Below are 1,264 nucleotides of genomic sequence, written 5' to 3' on the forward strand. Positions count from 1 at the left end.
AGGGACGGCGCGCCGGGGAACATTGTTGTTGAGAATAACCTGCTTGGCGGTAACGAAGAGAGCCAGACGAAGTTCGTACAGGAGCATGGAAAGAATATAGCGTCCTGTGCTGATAATCCGGGTTCAGCATCGTGTCAGAAAGGACTGGCGATGCAGGATGCGCTGATGGTGGCACTTCCGGCAGGGCTTGGTGGCGGAGTGCTGGCCGCTGCCACTCCGGAAATAGCGGCTGCGGCTAAAGTAGCAATACAGGCATGTGCAGGAAATGTTGTACTGTGTCTGAATAATGCCGGAATCCAGATGTCGGAAGCAATCGTGCCCGGTGGTGTTGGAGCTGGCGGTGCTGTTGGTATCGGTAAGACGGTGACAGAAGCCACGGCGGCAAAGGCTGAGGCAGCGGCGGCTCATAATGTTATAAATGGTTTAAACCTTAATAAATCGTTGGCAAGCGAAGCTCAATTATCTGAACTCGCTAGAACGGGAGGTTTAGCCGTTGCTGGTTCGGGAACGGAAACGAAACTTAGAGTCGCTGAAGACCTGGCGAAGCAATACGGAGGTAAAGCTTCGGACTGGAGTAAAGTCACCAGTTCAAGCTATAAAGCTGCTGATGGAACTATTTTTGAAATACATGCTTATCGCAATGCTGTTACTGGACAACTTGTTGAACCTAAAAGTATTCCAATCAAAAAATAGGGTAATGCGATGAAAGTTAAGTGCATTGCAACTAGCTTAAATTCTGAACAAAAATATAGGCTGGGACTTAAAAAAAGTGATGACCCGCAATATCCTTTTATTATTGGAGATGTTTACACCGTCTTAGGTTTACATACTCAAACTGGTTATTATGCAGGTACGATATTACAAATCCCAATGCGATATGCAGTTCCTGCTCCGTTATGCTTGTTTGAAGTTGTGGATGATCGACCGTCAAAATATTGGAAAATACAAAAGGTTAGGGAGGATAGTGTTACTCTTTGGCCGGAAGAATTATATCGAGAATATTTTCAAGATGATCTTACAGAGGGGGTCCCCGAAGTTGTTGAAATTTATAATCAAGTTGTCGAACGCTTAGAAAAGGAGTTCGATTAATGGATCCCGGCCATCGAGCCGGGATTTTACTTTACAGACCAGTCAGTTACCGCTATGTCTCTGCGGCCTGCTGATCGCCTCGATCAAATCAGTGACCTGGCGCTGCTTACGGGCGGAATGATCCTACCCACGTACTTTTAGCGGGTGCTCTGGCCGGGGCTTCGGCACCGGAGCT

At 47.3% G+C, this 1,264-nt stretch carries 1 protein-coding gene and 1 pseudogene; both read left to right on the forward strand.

What is annotated here, in order from left to right; genetic code table 11:
- Positions 1–693, forward strand: a pseudogene (locus tag JJB97_RS18050) (hypothetical protein); the annotation flags it as partial.
- Between the two features lie 9 nt (positions 694–702).
- Positions 703–1,089, forward strand: a complete 387-nt coding sequence (locus JJB97_RS18055; RefSeq protein ID WP_238715454.1) for a hypothetical protein — start codon at positions 703–705, stop codon at positions 1,087–1,089.
- Positions 1,090–1,264 lie beyond the last annotated feature (175 nt).

The organism is Tenebrionibacter intestinalis (assembly GCF_016632365.1).
Classification (GTDB): domain Bacteria; phylum Pseudomonadota; class Gammaproteobacteria; order Enterobacterales; family Enterobacteriaceae; genus Tenebrionibacter; species Tenebrionibacter intestinalis.